The organism is Cytobacillus sp. C11.1, assembly GCF_058145115.1.
In genome coordinates this window covers 1,778,200-1,796,111 of sequence record NZ_CM176935.1, presented here as the reverse complement: position 1 = coordinate 1,796,111, position 17,912 = coordinate 1,778,200, and the positions used below count along the sequence as shown (strand labels likewise).

The 17,912-nt window shown below is 42.5% G+C and carries 15 protein-coding genes; 5 read left to right on the top strand and 10 right to left on the bottom strand.

Annotated elements, in window-relative coordinates:
* Positions 1-6: 6 nt before the first annotated feature.
* Together AC3ZVC_RS08935 and AC3ZVC_RS08930 are read left to right on the top strand one after the other, a co-directional pair.
* The gene (locus tag AC3ZVC_RS08935) at positions 7-165 is read left to right on the top strand and encodes a DUF1540 domain-containing protein (RefSeq protein ID WP_490067959.1); all 159 of its coding nucleotides are present in this window, start codon (positions 7-9) and stop codon (positions 163-165) included.
* A 498-nt stretch (positions 166-663) separates the two neighbouring features.
* A complete protein-coding gene (locus AC3ZVC_RS08930) occupies positions 664-858 on the top strand; it encodes a hypothetical protein (RefSeq protein WP_490067958.1) in 195 nt (64 codons plus the stop codon).
* A 50-nt stretch (positions 859-908) separates the two neighbouring features.
* Here the strand turns inward: AC3ZVC_RS08930 and menC are convergent, their stop codons facing one another.
* From menC to AC3ZVC_RS08900, 6 genes are all read right to left on the bottom strand, one after another.
* On the bottom strand, positions 909-2,018 hold the full coding sequence (gene menC / locus AC3ZVC_RS08925) for an o-succinylbenzoate synthase (protein WP_490067957.1): 1,110 nt from the start codon (positions 2,016-2,018) through the stop codon (positions 909-911).
* A 2-nt stretch (positions 2,019-2,020) separates the two neighbouring features.
* Entirely contained in the window at positions 2,021-3,505 is a 1,485-nt protein-coding gene (locus AC3ZVC_RS08920) for an o-succinylbenzoate--CoA ligase (RefSeq protein ID WP_490068870.1), read from the bottom strand.
* Positions 3,506-3,855: 350 nt separating this feature from the next.
* A complete protein-coding gene (menB, locus tag AC3ZVC_RS08915) occupies positions 3,856-4,677 on the bottom strand; it encodes a 1,4-dihydroxy-2-naphthoyl-CoA synthase (RefSeq protein WP_144546471.1) in 822 nt (273 codons plus the stop codon).
* Positions 4,678-4,783: 106 nt separating this feature from the next.
* Positions 4,784-5,608, bottom strand: a complete 825-nt coding sequence (menH, locus tag AC3ZVC_RS08910) for a 2-succinyl-6-hydroxy-2,4-cyclohexadiene-1-carboxylate synthase (RefSeq protein ID WP_490067956.1) — start codon at positions 5,606-5,608, stop codon at positions 4,784-4,786.
* Entirely contained in the window at positions 5,609-7,354 is a 1,746-nt protein-coding gene (gene menD, locus AC3ZVC_RS08905; RefSeq protein WP_490068869.1) for a 2-succinyl-5-enolpyruvyl-6-hydroxy-3-cyclohexene-1-carboxylic-acid synthase, read from the bottom strand. It abuts the gene before it with no gap.
* Positions 7,354-8,757 (bottom strand): isochorismate synthase, encoded by a 1,404-nt coding sequence (locus AC3ZVC_RS08900; protein ID WP_490067955.1) that lies wholly within the window; start codon positions 8,755-8,757, stop codon positions 7,354-7,356. The genes menD and AC3ZVC_RS08900 overlap by 1 nt, the downstream gene beginning before the upstream one ends.
* A 441-nt stretch (positions 8,758-9,198) precedes the next feature.
* Between AC3ZVC_RS08900 and AC3ZVC_RS08895 the strand changes: the two genes are divergently transcribed.
* The gene (locus tag AC3ZVC_RS08895; protein ID WP_490067954.1) at positions 9,199-10,131 is read left to right on the top strand and encodes a 1,4-dihydroxy-2-naphthoate polyprenyltransferase; all 933 of its coding nucleotides are present in this window, start codon (positions 9,199-9,201) and stop codon (positions 10,129-10,131) included.
* A gap of 338 nt (positions 10,132-10,469) precedes the next feature.
* Complete coding sequence (locus AC3ZVC_RS08890) at positions 10,470-11,225, top strand: TraR/DksA C4-type zinc finger protein (protein WP_490067953.1); 756 nt, start codon at positions 10,470-10,472, stop codon at positions 11,223-11,225.
* Positions 11,226-11,304: 79 nt separating this feature from the next.
* Here the strand turns inward: AC3ZVC_RS08890 and AC3ZVC_RS08885 are convergent, their stop codons facing one another.
* Complete coding sequence (locus tag AC3ZVC_RS08885) at positions 11,305-11,517, bottom strand: hypothetical protein (RefSeq protein WP_110066403.1); 213 nt, start codon at positions 11,515-11,517, stop codon at positions 11,305-11,307.
* A 165-nt stretch (positions 11,518-11,682) separates the two neighbouring features.
* Here AC3ZVC_RS08885 and AC3ZVC_RS08880 point away from each other — a divergent pair, with 165 nt between their 5' ends.
* Positions 11,683-12,531 carry a dimethylarginine dimethylaminohydrolase family protein gene (locus AC3ZVC_RS08880; RefSeq protein WP_490067952.1) on the top strand — a complete coding sequence of 283 codons (849 nt, stop codon included), beginning with the start codon at positions 11,683-11,685 and terminating at the stop codon, positions 12,529-12,531.
* A gap of 462 nt (positions 12,532-12,993) precedes the next feature.
* Here AC3ZVC_RS08880 and AC3ZVC_RS08875 read toward each other — a convergent pair whose 3' ends face one another.
* The 3 genes from AC3ZVC_RS08875 to AC3ZVC_RS08865 are packed head-to-tail and all read right to left on the bottom strand — an operon-like array spanning position 12,994 to position 17,874.
* The gene (locus AC3ZVC_RS08875) at positions 12,994-15,408 is read right to left on the bottom strand and encodes a glycogen/starch/alpha-glucan phosphorylase (RefSeq protein ID WP_490067951.1); all 2,415 of its coding nucleotides are present in this window, start codon (positions 15,406-15,408) and stop codon (positions 12,994-12,996) included.
* Complete coding sequence (gene glgA / locus AC3ZVC_RS08870; RefSeq protein ID WP_490067950.1) at positions 15,398-16,849, bottom strand: glycogen synthase GlgA; 1,452 nt, start codon at positions 16,847-16,849, stop codon at positions 15,398-15,400. The genes AC3ZVC_RS08875 and glgA overlap by 11 nt, the downstream gene beginning before the upstream one ends.
* A complete protein-coding gene (locus tag AC3ZVC_RS08865; protein WP_490067949.1) occupies positions 16,846-17,874 on the bottom strand; it encodes a GlgC family sugar phosphate nucleotidyltransferase in 1,029 nt (342 codons plus the stop codon). The genes glgA and AC3ZVC_RS08865 overlap by 4 nt, the downstream gene beginning before the upstream one ends.
* Positions 17,875-17,912 lie beyond the last annotated feature (38 nt).

Genomic DNA, 17,912 nt, shown 5'->3' with positions numbered 1-17,912 from the left:
TAGGTAATGGCTAAAGACGTTTTATGCGAAGTAAATAACTGTACATTCTGGGCAAACGGCAACCGCTGCAGCGCTGATAAAATCTATGTAGTCAGCCATACGGGCGAAACAGCCGATAACACACGCGAAACAGACTGCAAAACCTTCGAACCGCACGACCTTTAAGAGATGGTGACAGGCACCGCCCGAATTTTGTCGAACACAGGCGTGCCATAGTGTAAGCATTTTTTAATGTCTTCCAGGTTACAATAATAAAGCGGTGCCAGGTACTATACCGGCATCGCTTTTTTTCGGGAAAGTTGAGTATTTTTTAAAATATAATGTTTAAGACATACATAACGGGGAATGTATTGAATAACAACAACTTACAGGAGTGATACATATGTTATCAACAGTTATCATGCTTGGAGCTGCGTTCGCCGCTGCTGCTGGATTAAGCTCCTTTGCGATCAAAGAGGATTCATTTATTAAAGACGAAATTACTCAATAATTTTTAGGATAAAAGACGCTGCGTAAGCGTCTTATTTTTTTGCAAATTTTCCTCTTAAGCTAAAAAATACAATACTGAGATGCAAGTTCACAAAACCGCAATAAATAAAGCATTAACAATGCTATTATTAACACTATAATAAAGATAGAAAATAATAAAAGTAGGTGTTTATATTGACCTTCGCCATTGCTCTTGTCATCATAATTCTTATAGCTGCAGTCATTTTCACACTATTATTAACAGGAAAAAGCGATGAAGGCTATTCCAGTGCCACTAAGAAAAACACCGCGAACCTGACCTATATTTATATCATTGCTATTCTTCTATCTGTTGTAGCCCTGGCTGTCTATATTTATTACTTCACTTAGCCATATGAAAAAAGCAGTTCCGCCACTAAAGCAGAACTGCTTTTTGCTGCCTAAAACGCAAAGGTTTCCTTTGAAACTAAGACTTCCTTTAATCTCTTCTCATTAATCTCAAAGCCAATGCCAGGCTTACAAGGGACCTCTATTATTCCATTTTCCACCGTCACCTCAGGAAAAACAATATCTTCCTCCCAATAGCGGCTCGAGGCTGAAATATCACCAGGTATTGTAAAACCCGCCATGGAAGCAAGTGCGATGTTATGCGCTCTGGAGATCCCAAACTCCAGCATCCCTCCGCACCAGACTTGTATCCCCTTTTCCAGACAGTAGTCATGAATTTTCTTGGCTGTGCCCATTCCGCCAACCCGGCCGATCTTAATATTGATCACTTTGCAGCTGCCCAATTCAATCGCTCGCCGAGCATCATTAAACGTCACGATGCTTTCATCCAGGCAAATCGGTGTTTTTAGCTCTTTCTGCAATTTGGCATGGTCGACTATGTCATCGTGTTCCAGCGGCTGTTCGATCATCAGCAGCCCAAAATCATCAAGCCTCTTTAAATGGTCAATATGATCCAGTGTGTAAGCTGAATTTGCATCTGCCATCAATGGCAGCTTCGGAAAATGACGGCGAATATCCGAAATAAACTCAAAGTCATTATCAGGGCTGATTTTAATTTTCACCCTTTGATAGCCATCCTCGAGGTAAGACTCGATTTGACTTCGTACTTCTTCCTTTGTTTTTGCACCAACGACCACACCGGATGGAATCCTCTTTTGGGTTCCGCCAATAAATTGGGACAGTGGAACTTCTTCCTTCTTAGCGGCCAAATCCCACAAGGCAGTTTCCAGAGCAGCCTTGGCCATACGGTTTCTTTTAAAAGTATCAAATAAAGGAGCAGCTTGTGATGGATGGGTTAAGTCTGTCGACTTCCTCAATAACGGAATAAGAAAGTCCCTCAGCATATGATAGCTCGTTTCAACCGTTTCCTCGGTATACCATGGCGACGAGAATGCTACTCCTTCACCATAGCCTTTCCGGCCCTCTTTATCCTTCACTTCAACCATTATCCCTTCTCTGTCTTCCACAGTACCCAAATGGGTGGAAAAAGGAGTCCTCATGGGCATTGTTATTTTATATAATGTGATTGATTTAATATCCATGTCTATTTACCGCTTTTCTCAAGTAAATCCCGGAGCTTTCTTCTTAAAATCTTCTTAGACGCATTTCTTGGAATTTCATCAATGTGCAATATTCTTTTTGGAACCTTATACTTTGCAAGCTTCCCCGAGCAATATTGTATGATTTCCTCTTTATCCAGCCTTTCTCCGGCAACAAAGGCAACAGGGACTTCCCCCCAAACCTCGTCCTTAACGCCAATAACACCTGCATCAACTATGCCCGGATGAGAAACTAACACCCCTTCGATTTCGGCAGGATAAATATTTTCACCGCCAGAAATAATCAAGTCAGATCGCCGGTCGAGGACATATAAGAATCCTTCTGAGTCCAAATAGCCGATATCTCCAGTAGAAAGCCATCCGTCATTTATTTTCCTCACCGTTTCATCTTCACGATTTAAGTACCCCTTCGTTACATTCGGGCCTTTCACTAAGATTTCTCCTGCTTCGTCCGGCTTTGCGTTTCCCCCATCTGACGCAGCAATATAAAGCTGAGAGGGAAACAGGGGCTTTCCGGCAGATCCGAGTTTGCTAAAGCTGTATTCCGGAGCCAGTGTTACAATCTGTGAGGAGGTTTCCGTCATCCCGTATGTCTGATACACCGGAATATCTTTCCCCCTGCAAACCTCAAGCAAGGATTTTGCTGCAGGGCCTCCACCTAAAAGCATGCACCTGAAATAATCCGGAAGCTTTTTATCTTGAAGGTCATCCGCTATCCTTGTTAGCATCGTACTGACAACAGACATAATGGTAACTTTTTCGCTATGGATCGCTGCAATGGCTTTTTTCTCATCAAATGATTCAAAAAGCACCATTTTCATGCCATATATAATGGTGCGCATGAGAATTGAATACCCGCTAATATGAAAGAGGGGAACCATGCAGAGCCAGCTGTCGTTTTCACTTAACCCCAGATTCAGTGCAGAACCAATCGCACTCCACCAGTGGTTTCCATAAGTTTGCAGGACACCTTTTGGATTTCCCGTTGTACCGGACGTATACATAACGGTGCATACCTCATCAAGGCTAATCTCTTCAACAATTTCAGGATCGGTGTAATAAGAGTCAAATAAATTTTCCTTAAGGATGGCTGATACAGCTGGTAGGGAATCGGTGATATTTTGACTTACCTCTTCAAAGGCCCTTTCAGTTAACAGGTAAGCTGATTGGGAATCATTCACCTGCCATATCAATTCCTTTGCTGTCAGCCTGTTATTTAATATGACTGCTTTTACGTTAATCAGCTGTAAAGCCAATAGAATGAAAGCTGTATCAACATGATTTCGGAGCAGCACGCCGGTATATTGTCCACTCCTTAACCCCGCGGCCTGTAACTGCCCCGCAATGGTATAAGCCCGTTTATATACTTCTGAAAAGGAATAAGTTTTGCCTGAAAAATGAATGGCAGGGCGTTCGGGGGTTAAAAAAAATCTTTTAAGAAGAAAGTTAGGCATTATCTGCGTTTCCATCATAAACACCCCTTTTTTATGTAAAAGTAAGCTTCATCTCTTTTATATAAAGGCTCTGTTAAATTTGCCTGTTGATTTCCCTGCAGGCACTCCCTTTCCACGGGCGGTCCGACGCTCCTCGTCGCTTTGCTCCTGCAGGGTCTCCCTTTGATCCGCACTCCCGCAGGACTTTGAATAAGCATCTCTGAGTAAACACCGCACGAAGAAAATGCGATAACATTTTCGAGGAGCTCGTGCCTTCCGCTCCAATCAACAGGGTGTAAAAAACAACAATAAGCTTTAACAGAGCCTATATAAAAACAGCCTGATGGGACAAGCCATCAAGCTGCGTAAAATCTTACCGTTTCAAATCAAGGGAAACGAGGGAACTGGCCGAAGTCCGGCTTGCGCTTTTCTTTGAACGCGTCGCGGCCTTCTTTAGCCTCGTCAGTTGTATAGTAAAGAAGTGTTGCATCACCGGCAAATTGCTGGATTCCTGCAAGTCCATCAGTGTCTGCATTGAAGGCAGCCTTCAAGAAGCGGATAGCTGTTGGGCTCTTTTCAAGAATCTCTTCACACCACTGAATTGTTTCCTCTTCCACTTTATCCAATGGCACAACTGTATTGACAAGCCCCATATCCAAAGCTTCCTGAGCGCCATACTGGCGGCACAGATACCAAATTTCGCGTGCTTTCTTATGTCCGACGATTCTTGCAAGATAACCTGAACCATATCCCGCATCAAAGCTTCCAACCTTAGGGCCAGTTTGTCCGAACACAGCGTTATCGGCAGCAATTGTTAAATCACATACGATATGAAGAACATGTCCTCCTCCGATCGCATAGCCTTTTACCATTGCAATAACAGGCTTAGGAATTACACGGATTAAGCGCTGCAGGTCAAGAACATTTAAACGAGGGATCTGGTCATCGCCTACATATCCGCCATGTCCCCTTACAGACTGGTCTCCGCCTGAACAAAACGCTTTGTCTCCGGCACCAGTAAGGACGATGACACCTACATTTTCATCATCGCGCGCGTAAGCAAACGCATCAATCAATTCCATTACGGTTCTTGGTGTAAACGCATTGTGGACTTGCGGTCTATTAATCGTAATCTTGGCAATTCCATTGTATGTTTCATATAAAATTTCTTCGTATTGTTTTCCTGCAACCCATTCTACTGCTGACATACATGAATCCTCCTTATGTATTAAAAATTCGCGTTTTTTGCCGCATCCTTCTTCTGCATTATGTGACAGGTTCCTGCTTATAAATGCAGGCTTTCGATCATGTCAATCAGCTTTCAACGGTTTGCGACAAAAACCCACTTACTATTGTACCAAATTTTTCAGGTTTCTCCACATGAATTGCATGTCCGGCATCTTCAATTGATATCCATTGGCCATTTGGGAGGATCTTCGACATTTCGCCGGCAATCCTGCAAAACTTTTTGTCTATACTGCCAGTAATTAAAAGAACAGGGGATTCAACATTTGAAAGCTGCTCCCACCAGGATGGCTGGGATCCCGTCCCCATCCCTTTTAGGCTGTTGGCCAGGCCCTCAATAGAATTATCCAAACGCTGCTTTCTTATTCCTCTGCGAATGTCATATGGGAGTTTTTTTTGGCTTTCAAACAAGGGAATGTTCTCCCAAAACTCAACAAACCTGGAGACTCCTTCGGCCCTTATTTTTTCGGCCAATTTCTCATCCTGAAGACGCCTAGCTTGTCTCTCATCCTCTGTACGAAGCCCTGGAGAAGCGCTTTCCAGGATTAGCTTCCGTACCTTTTGGGGATATTTAATGGCAAACGTGAGCGCGAGTCGCCCGCCCATTGAGTAACCGAGGATATCAATTTTCTCAATTCCCATTTTTTCTAAAAGATGATTAATCGCGTCTGCAGATTCCTCAATTCCATATTGGGCAATATCAGCTGGTGATTCCGTGTTGCCATGACCGATAATGTCTAAAGCAATGGCTGTGGAATGATCCTTCCAGAAGGATTCAAACTCTTTCCAGCTCTCTCCGTTTCCAGTAAAACCGTGCAATAGGAGCAGCGGAAACCCATTACCCCAAGTATCGACATGATAGCGGACCCCTTTTATGACATAATTCACCGGCATTCACCTATCAAGCAATCGACTTATTTCCCGGGAAACAGAATCCCACAAATCTCGATGCTCAGTTAGGTTTTTGTCCCGATTTGTCGTAATCTCCATAACCTTTATGCCCTTTGCATCAGTGTTCCGTTTGAATGTGGAAATAAAATGTTCCCAATCAGAAATCAAATCATATTGCCCGCCGTACATGGTGATCGCATGTCCAAATTCCAGATCAAGCGGTGTTCCAAACAGTTTTTCGAAGTTCTTTGGATGGTTCGCTTGCGGAAGGAATGAAAAGATGCCGCCGCCATTGTTATTGATCAATAAAATATTGATATCTATTCCATAGAGCTTTGATGCAATTAATCCATTTAAATCATGAAAGAACGTAAGATCGCCAAGAACGAGATATAGCGGCTGTGACAAGGTGCCAGCACCAAGGGCTGTTGATACGGTACCATCTATTCCGTTGGCACCTCTGTTCGCCATCACTCTTATATTCTTTTCATTGAAATGGAAAAACGTGTCCAAATCCCGAATCGGCATACTATTGCCAACAAAAAGTGTGGAGCCTTCAGGAAGCATTTCGGATAGCTGGTAAAATAGCTTCCCTTCACTTAGGTCTTCCACTTTATTTATATCAGCCAATCTGGACCGGGTTATCTGATTGATTTCCTTCCACAAAGAAAAAAACTGATCATCCTTGCCGGCATTTAAAGAAGGAGTAAGCGACTTACAAAATAGTGTTTCATCACAATGTATCATCTCAGTGGAAAGCAATGCCGGATCACGCCAGCCGCCGCCGCCATCAACAATCAATTGGCGGGCATCACTGTTTTCTTTCATAAAGATTGTCAAAGGCTTTGACACAGGCATTGCACCAAAGCGAATAATAACTTCAGGCTTAAGGGCCTTCTTTGCGTCTTCATTTTTCAAAAAGCTATCATATGTATCAATAATCCAGCTGCCATCATGCATACCGCTTCTTAGTTGGGATAGCGGGTCAGCAATAATAGGGAAGTTGAGTTTCTCCGCAAGCTGAATTACAGCGTCAGGGAAACCAACTTTTTCCAGAGGGCCGCATACGATTATGCCTCTGCTGGTTGTGTTTAAGCTCTCCGCTATTTCCCTGTACTCATCTTCCCGAAGGCCAAGCTGACCTGTTTTAATGTTTACAAAACCATCATCGCGCTCATTCAGTGCAAATAAATCTTTTCGATCGAGCTGCGGCACCAATGGTTCTCTAAATGGAAAGTTGAGATGAACCGGGCCTGCAGGGGAGCGCTGTGCCATTGAAGCCGCCCTTGCACATACAGTTCGGGCATAGCGCAGCATTTCTGCTGTATTTTCCGGAGGTGCCATTTCAACGAACCACTTAACATTTTTTCCGTATAAATGAATTTGATCGATTGCCTGTGGCGCACCTACATCCCTTAACTCGTGGGGCCGGTCGGCAGTCAAGACCACCAGTGGAACTCTTGAATAATTGGCTTCTACGATGGCAGGGTAATAATTGGCAGCCGCAGTCCCGGATGTGCATAGCAAAGCGGCAGGTTTTTGGGAAGCCTTGGCAATTCCCAACGCAAAAAAGGCAGCCGAGCGTTCGTCTACATGGATATGCACACGAAGCTCAGGATGCTCTGCCATCACCATTGCCATCGGGGTAGAACGGGAGCCGGGACTGACCACGACATCCTCTACCCCGCTTTTTACCAATTCCGCAACAAAAGCGGCAATATATAAAGTTAACGATTCCTGATGATTCATCATTTATTACCCCCAAGAGCCGTAAGCATTGGACGGAACTTAATCTTTGTTTCCTGGTATTCGCTTTCGGCATTTGAATCCTGGACTACTCCACAGCCGGCAAAAATGGATGCCTCATTGCCCTGAATCAGACCTGACCTGATGGCAACAGCATATTCACCATTCCCTTTAAAGTCCAACCATCCTAGTGGAGCGGCATAAAAGCCCCGATCCAGTTCTTCTATCTCTCTTATTTTTTCTACGGCTTCATTTTTAGGCAGTCCGCCAAGAGCAGGAGTCGGGTGCAGGCGGTCAACCAAAGCCAATAGAGATGCGTCATCCCTTGTTTTTCCAATAACAGGGGTGTAAAGATGCTGAATGTCTCTCATTTTCATCAGCTGGGGCTTATCCGGAAGCTCAACTTCTGTACAGGATTCCTCCATCGCTTCTTTAATCATGTCTACCACATATTGATGCTCGGTCAGGTTCTTTTGATCACTTAATAAGGCATCACCAAGAATATGGTCATCCTCTTCTGTTTTACCTCTAGGAATGGATCCTGCCAGGCATGTGGTAAACACTCTTTCACCGTATTTTTTGATCAGCCGTTCCGGAGATGCCCCAATAAAGCAATCTCCATTTGATTCAAAAGCAAAGATAAAACTCTCTTTTTGAAGATTCATTAGATTTGCAAGCACTTGTTCAATCTCAATCGGCTTTTCAAATACGAGCCTGGATTCCCTTGCGAGCACAACCTTTTTTAAAGAGCCTGTTTTTAATTCCTCTACAATGTCTTCCACCGTATTCATCCACTTCTCCGGATTGATATCCGCTTCCTTGAGCAGGACATTTCCCGGCTCCGGTAAATGACTCTCTATAGAGGACAATACTGCTGCGCGTTCAGCGCCAACCTTTTCGAAAAGAGAAAGGTCATCATGCTGGGTACAAACAACATTGGTTGTTAAAAAGGCCTGTCCCTTAATTTCACTGTACATAAAGGTAGGTACATGAAAGAGTGAATCAGAAAACTTCGACCACAGCTTCGTTTTCTCTTTTAATGGATCAAAAGAAAAGCCGCCAAACATAACGGGACCTACTGCATTTCCGGTATATGGATTGAAAACAATACTATCATCTATAAAACGCTTCCATTCCTTTTCAACACGATCAAATCGCCCAGCACTTTGATCTGACTGAATTTGTTTGCATACACCGAGACCGATAATATAAACTTCACCAGAAGGATCCTTCCAGAAAAAACGTTCACCAAAAAAACGGCTCTTTCCTGCCACATAAAAAGAAAGGGGTTCTATATGATTTATTTTTTGAACTTCACTCACTAAAACAGGCTTCGATAAGGCCTTTGCCCTCTCGATCGCCTCTTGGATCCCTTCTTTTAGTTCCGTATCTTGTATCGTAACCAAAAAAATCCCTCCAATAACAGCCCAGAATGGCCATTATCCTACTTTAAACTTATTCTAAGATACACCTCAGGATTGGAAAATGTCAATGATGTCAATCACTGCAATCCTTTTTATATCCTTATTATATTATAGCTTACTTTGGGCTCGGGTATATGAAATACGCTCATTTTAAGCCATTGGAAAGCGATGCTTCTCCTTAGCCCAAGGAATTCCTGAAAGACTAACTTTAATCTTCCCTTTTTAGATGGAAAATACCGCCTCCGTTTACGGGAAAAATACGTTGACACCCCTTTAATCTTTACCTACACTTAAGTTGGTTCATGATTTCCATATGAAGTATTTCTTTGACAATACCCTGGGAATCGGTTAAAATAAACAAGTTTGATTGACGCAATAAAACCTAACATTACAGAATATAGATTAAACAAGGGGAGAGTTATAATGCAACCACAAACGCAGACCAGTTTTCCGCCTGCCTCCAATTCAAGGAACTGGAGAGTTTGGTGGCAGTTGACAAGACCTCACACTCTTACAGCCGCTTTTGTTCCGGTTCTGCTTGGAACGGCTTTAGCAATGGAAATGACAGAAATTCACTTTGGATTATTTTTTGCCATGCTGACAGCGAGCCTCCTGATCCAGGCTGCTACCAATATGTTTAATGAATATTACGATTATAAACGAGGATTGGACACGGAGGAATCCGTCGGAATTGGCGGAGCGATCGTCCGTGAAGGGATTAAACCACAAACTGTATTGAACCTGGCATTTGGTTTATATGGTATTGCCATACTGCTTGGCTTTTATATTTGCATGAGTACCAGCTGGTGGATAGCGGTAATCGGGCTGGCTTCCATGGCAGTCGGATATTTGTACACAGGCGGTCCACTGCCAATTGCCTATACACCGTTTGGCGAGTTATTTGCCGGGTTTTTTATGGGTATGCTGATCATCCTTATTTCATTTTATATCCAAACGGGAACAGTGACTTCTACAAGCATCCTAGTTTCCTTCCCAATTCTGATTCTTGTTGGTGCCATCCTGCTGGCCAACAATATCAGGGACTTGGATGGAGATAAAGAATTTGGCCGTAAAACGCTGGCGATTTTATTAGGGAAAAAAGGCGCAATTAACCTCCTGGCCGGAATGTTTATTGTGTCGTATGTATGGGTTTTTGCCTTAATCGCCATGAACATCATTTCTCCATGGCTTGCCATTGTCGTTATTAGTGCTCCAAAAGCTGTTAAAGCAACAAAAGGTTTTATCGGTCAAACACTGCCAATGCAGATGATGCCTGCCATGAAGGCTACGGCACAGACAAATACCATTTTTGGATTTTTATTATCAGTAGGCCTGTTCCTTGGCTACTTCTTATAAAATTACTTTAACCTCTGCTTCTTAAGCAGGGGTTTTTTGTTTGAAAAAACAACAGAAAACGCCATCCAGGTTTCGATTCGACAATAACGGGTATTTTTTACGCAAGGAAGAATATTCGCCTTGCCTTATACAATGAAGACTTTCTTCCGTTATGATTTTGCCAATAACGTCCATACTAAACCCATATGGACTATGTTTTATGTTTTTAAATCGGCGCGGCATGAGCGTTCGGACAAGCTTCAGCTGGGGAATTAGAAGCTGATTAGCTAGCTCGGCCTATTTATAAAAAATATTTGGAAAGACACCATGATACCAATCTGAGAAGGATGTGACATATTATGTTGAGCAATGAACAAATCAGCAGCTTAAAAAAGGAATTGAACGATGAAAAAAGATCACTGGAAGCTCAGCTTCAAGGCAATAAAGAAGGAAGCCTGGAAAGTGCGAGTGCAAGAGATACAGTGGGGGAACTTTCCCTTTATGACAACCACCCCGCTGATATGGGCTCTGAACTTTATGAACGTGAAAAGGATTTCGCTTTAGAAGAGCACCATGATTCCGAATTGAATAAAGTTAATGCTGCACTGAAGGCAATCGAGGATGGCTCTTACGGAAAATGCAAAGAGTGCGGAACTGAAATTCCATACGAACGCCTTGAAGTCCTTCCTGCAACTCTTTACTGCAAAGAACATAGCCCGGAGCAGAATGTGCCGGGAGACCGCCCTGTGGAGGAAGATGTTCTTGAACCTGCACACGGCAATACATTTCAGCATCATCAATTCAGAGAAGTTGTTGACAACGAGGATAGCTTTCAGGAGGTTGCCCGCTTCGGTACTTCTGAGACTCCTTCAGACTTAAGGGGGGACTACGAAGACTATAACTCCCTTTATAATGAAGGACATGATGATGAAGGCTTTACTGAGGATTATGAAACCTTTGTCGGAAATGACATGGAAGGCAAGCAAAGAAAAATCTACCCTTCCAAAAAGCAGGAAGAGTACGAAGCAATGCTCGATGATAATGATATCGAAGCACCTTATGGGGATGTTCCATACCATGAAACTGACGGCTATGTAGATGACGATAAAGAGTAAATAAAAGCGATGCCCCGCTGAGGAGCATCGCTTTTTTATATGTCAATTGGCAAAATAAGATTACCTAAATATGCTTTTTTTAAAGCTTGGATTCAATATCCTGGATAATCTCATCTATCGTATCAGAAACATCATTTGTACGGCGGGCAATGGAGATGCTGAACTCCAGCAGTTCTTTATAGTTTTTCACCGGAATGGATTCATTTGTCTTTTCGAATTCATTTAGTTGCAGTCCAATATTCTGAAGATGCAGCAAAACTTCTTCCATAGATCCCTTCTCGATTTGGTACATTTAACAGCTTCCCCCTTAATATCTATTGATTACATTATCAGGGTTTTTAAACCTTTTTTAAAGTGGCAATTATTTCTAATATTGAGTAGATGGCTTCGTCCAATGGAGTAAAACAGCCTTCCGTTGGAGATATTATTTTAAGAATAACTTGGTGGGAGGCCTATTATGTCTTTACAAAATAAAGCCGAATGTTTTTCCGAATATGAAAAGCTTGAGCAAGTCGTATTATGTGAACCGCAATATATGACCATTTTAGATACTATTAATGAAACGCAAAAGCATTACAAAAAAGAAGGCATCGATATTGAACGGGCGATGAAGCAGCACAGGCATTTTGTCAGTGCATTAAAGGAACAGGGAGTCGATGTGGTTTTGCTTCCTCCTCTTGAAAAGTACCCGGAACAGGTTTTTACCAGGGATATTGGCTTTACTCTTGGCGAAAAGGTATATGTAGCCGAAATGGCTGCTGATATCCGTCAAGGGGAAGAAAATGTCCTAAAACAATGGCTGGAACAGCAGAAAATCCCTTTTTACAATTTAACAGGAGACCGGATTGAGGGGGGAGATGTCCTCATTGATGGAAAAACGATCTATGTTGGCGTGAGCAACCGGACTTTTGAAGAAGCAATCGAGCATTTGCGAAGCCTTCTTCCTGAATATGAGATCATATCCATTCCTTTTACGGATACATATCTTCACCTGGATTGTGTCTTTAATATTATTTCACCAGAGGAAGCCCTTATTTTTCCAGGGGAAATCCATGGGGAAAAAGTTAAAATGCTTGAGTCCCGGTATGATCTGATAAGAGTATCAGAAGATGAACAGTTTACACTCGGAACTAACGTCCTCTCCATCGGCAATAAAAAAATCTTCAGCCTTCCTGTCAATAAAAATGTAAATAAAGAGCTCCGCGCAAGAGGTTATGAAGTTATCGAAGTAGACATTACCGAGATCATCAAATCCGGTGGAGCCTTCCGCTGCTGTACGATGCCAGTTAGGCGAAGCAAGGGATAATAATATAATGGTCTAGGGCTCCCTGGGGTGGGGGCCTATTATTTTGTTATTTTTGTGGTGAGCTTGGAGACTTTTTGCAGTAACCTTGTTTATTAACGACGGTTGCACCAATGCTAAAAGAATATGGTCGTTAACTTTGATGATTAACGACGATTTTCTTTGTGCGTTCCGGATTTGGGAGTTAATTCTGATGATTAGCGACGATTTTCCTTTGTTCTTTCAAGATGTTGGAGTTAATCCTGATGATTAACGACGATACTAGGCCCAGGCTTTCAACTTTGGGAGTTAATTTTATTTTTTTACGACCATATTTGGCCTTTTATTTTTATTTGGGAGTTAATCAAATTTATTTACGCCTATACTTGTCTGTTTAGGTTATTTTGCTAGTAAATCACACCGATTAAACATCAGAACGATACAAAAAACAGCCCTTCCACCTCCGGAAGGGCCGCTGCTCAATACCTATTTATTCATTATTTCAACACCAGCAGGCTTGATCTTCCAAATCTCCCGTGCATACTCGCTGATCGTGCGGTCGCTTGAAAAATAGCCTGAGCCGGCAATATTCATTAAGCTCATTTTCAGCCAGCGGTTTCTGTCTTCATAAGCTTTTCCCGCCTCTTTTTGAATATTCACGTAGGAAGCAAAGTCTCTTAATACAAAGTATTGATCATTTTCCATCAGCAGGGAATCAAAAATCGGTTCGAATTCATCATCCACTTCAGGAAAAAAGCCGTTCGTAAGCTGATCGACTACCTGGCGGATTCGCTTATCATGATGATAATATTCTCTTGAGTTGTATCCGCCATTTTGGTAATAGCTTAATACCTCATCCGCTGTTAGCCCAAAGATAAAAATATTTTCATCTCCCGCTTTTTCTTTTATTTCAATATTGGCTCCATCAAGAGTTCCCACTGTCAAAGCGCCATTCATCATAAATTTCATGTTACCCGTTCCGGACGCTTCCTTGCTTGCAGTTGAGATTTGCTCGCTAATATCAGCCGCAGGGAAAATTTCTTCCGCAAGAGAGACCCGGTAATTTTCTAAAAAGACAACTTTTAGCTGATCCTTTGTATATGGATCATGGTTTACCTTTTCAGCAACGGTATTAATTAATTTAATAATCTTCTTTGCATAATAATAGCCCGGGGATGCCTTTGCTCCAAAAATAAAGGTCCGGGGATGCATGCGGAAATTGGAGCCTTCCTTCAGCCTGTTATATAAATGCATAACATGTAGAATATTTAAAAGCTGGCGCTTGTAAGCATGCAGCCGCTTCACCTGAATATCAAAAATGGAGGAAGTATCTACAATAATGCCATTCTGCTCCTCGATCCGCTTTGCCAGTCTTTCCTTATTCCTTTGTTTAATCTGGTGCAATTGCTCGAGAAAAATTCCGTCATTCTTAAAATCTGTTAATTCACTAAGCTTTTCAGGATCACGAACCCAGCCAGCCCCAATGCTTTCAGAAATGAGATCTGACAAAAGCGGGTTGGCTTTAAGCAGCCATCTTCTATGGGTGATTCCATTTGTTTTATTATTGAATTTATCCGGAAAAATCTCATAAAACTGATTCATTTCCCGCTTTTTTAAGATCTCCGTATGCAAAGCCGCTACTCCATTTACGCTTGAGCTGCCAACAAGGGCAAGGTGAGCCATTTTAACCTGATCATGCGCTATGATGGCCATATCCTCAATTCTCTTCCAATCACCGGGATATTGTTCCCAAAGCTGGCGGCAGAATCGCTCGTTAATTTCATTTACAATCATATAAATGCGCGGGAGCAAAGGCTGGAAAATGCGGATAGGCCACTTCTCCAAAGCCTCTGAAAGAGTCGTATGATTCGTATAAGCAATCGTATTAACGGTAATATTCCAGGCCTCTTCCCAGCCCAATCCCTCTTCATCAAGTAAAATACGCATCAGCTCGGGGATGGCCAGGACGGGGTGAGTATCATTGATATGAATGCTGACATACTCATGAAAATCTCTTAAACTATTATGCTGCTTTCGATAGGAACGTACAATTGAGCGGATGCTAGCCGACACAAGAAAATACTGCTGCTTTAAACGCAGGATTTTCCCTTCATCATGAGTATCATCCGGATACAAAAACTCGGATACCGATTCGGTTTCGCGCTTGTATTTTAAAATATCATGGTTAACAGGATACGGAGACGGTTCTGCATTCCAAAGCCTAAGTGTATTAATCGTATCTGTCTTATAGCCAACAACAGGCATATCGTAAGGAACAGCTGAGATGGTCTCGGCATTTACATGGCGAAACACAAGCCGTCCGTTTTCCTCCGTAGTTTCCACCTTGCCCCAGAATGGAATCTCAATCGCAAGGTCCGCTTTTCTAACCTCCCAAACATGGCCGTTTCTTAGCCATTGCTCTGGAAGCTCGACCTGATAGCCGTCCACAATTTTTTGTTCAAATAAACCATGCTTATAACGGATCCCGCAGCCATGTCCCGGCAATTTTAACGACGCTAATGAATCCATAAAACAGGCTGCCAAACGTCCAAGCCCGCCGTTGCCGAGTCCGGCATCCGCTTCAATTTCCTCCAAGCGGTTCAGGTCAATCCCTAAATCAGCCAGGCCTTCATTGACAACCTGTTCGATTCCCAAATTTATTAAATTATGGTGAAGCAGGCGCCCCAGTAAAAACTCAATGGACAGGTAATACACCTGCTTTTCCCGGTCGATGCGGTATCGTTCATTTGTGTTAATCCACTCTGTACTGACATGCTCCCTAATCATATTGCCGAGAGTAAAATAATGGTCTCTTTCCGTACTTTCCCCAAAGCTTTTTCCACAGGTCATCTCCAGCTTTTTCAGGAATTCCTCTTTGAATTCGTCCCGGTCAGAAAACATGGCTTTCACTCCTTGAGACAAGGCCTGCATAAAGCTGATTATATTTAAATGCAGATTGCGCCCAGCTGTTATCCATTCCCATGGCATTTTTCATAATTTGCTCCCACACCTGGCTGTCACCGTAAAATCCAACTGCTCTTCGAATGGTGTACAGCATATCATGAGCATTAAAGTTGCTGAAGGAAAAACCGTTTCCTTCACCCGTAAACTCGCTAAAGGCCTGTACGGTATCATTTAAGCCGCCTGTTTCCCTGACGATCGGAATCGAGCCATATTTCATCGCAATCATCTGTCCCAATCCACAAGGCTCAAATTGAGAAGGCATTAAGAATAAATCAGAACCTGCATAAATTTTGTGTGCAAGTCCCTCATCAAACCCAATATACGCTTTGCACTTAGCAGGGTAACTGGCTTCCATTTCCCTAAAAAACTGCTCAAACTCAGGATCCCCTGTTCCAAGAACCAAAACTTGAACATCCTCCTGCATTAGATCATGGAATACACATTTAACAAGATCTAGGCCCTTTTGCTTTGTCAGCCTTGTAACCATGGCAATCAAAGGGATATCTTCTTTCACAGGCAGGCAGAATTTTTCCTGCAAATGCTTTTTATTTGCTTTCTTAGCCTCTAATTTCTCAAGGGAATATTTTTTATAAATAAAAGGATCTTTGCCAGGATGATAAAATTCATCATCAATGCCATTTAAAATTCCTTCGAGATCTGAGGATCTCCGCTTAAGCAAATCATGCAGCTTTTCACCGTAATACTCTGTTTGAATCTCATCCTTATACGTTGGGCTCACTGTTGTGATTTTATCAGCAGCAACGATTCCGCCCTTCATAAAATTGATATTGCCGAAGAACTCAAGCTTGTCGGGGTGAAAGTGGCTATAGTCCAATCCTAATAAATCCCCTAAAGCCCCCTGCGGCATAATTCCCTGAAACTGCAGATTATGGATGGTAAATACCGTCCGGATGAATTCATAGCCTTTTTTCGCACGGTATTCAACCCGCAGCAGAAAAGGAACCATTCCTGTATGCCAGTCATGGCTGTGAATGACGTCCGGATAGAAATCGATATGATCAAGGGCATCGAGTACAGCCCGATTAAAATACGCAAATCTCTCCCCATCATCAAAATAGCCATATAAATTTTCTCGATTAAAATAATACTCATTGTCAATAAAATAAAATGTTATTCCCTGATATTCCAGCTCTTCAATTCCGCAATACTGGTTTCTCCATCCCACTTGTACTGTAAACTCGCATTTTTTCGACATTTTCTCTTTAAAATCCTCTGAAATGGACCCATATTTGGGAAGGATCACCCGGACATCGGTGCCCTGCTTAGCCAACTCCTTTGGGAGGGAACCAGCTACATCTGCAAGTCCGCCGGATTTAACAAATGGAACACATTCAGAAACAGCAAACAATACTTTCACGAGTTCATCAGCGCTCCTTGTATGGTACCTTTCCGGATAACTAGAGGCATATTACGTGTCCCCTCTATCTTGGCACCGGATTCTACCTTAACATCTTTATCTAAAATAACTGAGTCTAAAACACAGTTTTCACCGATTTGTGATTTTTGCATAATAATGCAATTTTTCACTACCGAGCCCTTGCCGATTTTGACGCCTCTGGAAATGATGCTGTTTTCGACCACACCTTCAATCATGCATCCATTTGCGATCATGGAATTATGAGCGCTGGCCCCTTTTATATAACGGGTTGGCGGTTCATCCTTTACTTTCGTATAAACCGGCTGGCTGCGCTTAAAGATTGTTTTCCAGGCTTGAGGCTCCAAAAGGCCCATACTTGCAGCAAAATAAGTATCGATTGAATCAATCATAACGGCCAGGCCGGTATATTCATAATTGCATATTGTATAGGAATGGTGGATATCTGTAACAACATCGCTCATGCAAGTGTACCCAGTTTCATTTCTCGTTTCTATTAAATTGATAAGCAATGAAGTTTTAACCAGATACATTTCAAGCGAGCGTCCATCCTGGCGGGCAACTGTAATGTCGCACCCTGTATTCATATGCCTTTCCAGAACCGGCCTAAAATCCATATTAAAAACGGTAAAGCAATTGGATATCAAAGCATACTCTTGCTTGCTTCGGTAAAAATAATCCAAGTTGGCGGCAAAATGATTAAATGAACCAATTCCCTTGCTCGGGCTATCCAGGAGCGGGGACGGAAAAAAGAATAGGCCATCCCTTTTCCTGTTTAGATCCCAGTTCTTTCCTGAACCTAGATGATCCATTAAAGATCGGTATTGATACTTTGGAAAGATGGCGACACTTTCTATGTCCGAATTCACCATATTGGATAAGACAAAATCAATTAGCCTGTAACGGCCGGCAAAGGGAACAGCTGCGAGCGACCTGTGCACTGTCAATTCCTCTAATTCTTCATGGTAGGTTGTTGCGTCTATCACACCAAGCATTCTATTCTTCATGAAATTCCCTCCCGAAAAGTTGGTCAAGAAGCCGTTTC